Annotated in this window: 1 pseudogene; it reads right to left on the minus strand. The window is 39.1% G+C overall.

The annotated features are described in order from the left end of the window. Positions 1-200: 200 nt before the first annotated feature. Positions 201-404 (minus strand): annotated as a pseudogene (locus ACJ5GX_RS03120) (hypothetical protein); the annotation flags it as partial.

Here is a 404-nt window from a genome sequence, read left to right on the forward strand (position 1 = left end):
GATATTGCGCCTATGGCGTACCCTGGGGCGTATGACGTACTACGTCCAGCAGTGGACTACTATAGGCTGATATGACGATAATGTATATAAGATAAGTATAAAAGCTCTGACCTGATACGTGATTTCACCAGCATTCCAAAGATTCAGAGCCAGAAGATAGAAAAGGGAGCCGACGAATGTGTAAGTCATAAACGCATTCGTCAAGTCCATATGCGGTGAGAGCTAAAAACAGAATATTTTAGGCAACAACATAATAAAAGGATCGATCCAGGAAAAACAAATATTGAACCTTTATTACTTGTTACCCAAAGCGTATGGGCATACATAATTGGAACAAACAATTGCACATTCTCTATAAAATCAGATGTCCAAACTGTTTTTCCACTTTGTATGTCGATGCCAAT

This window comes from Wolbachia endosymbiont of Tuta absoluta (assembly GCF_059414725.1).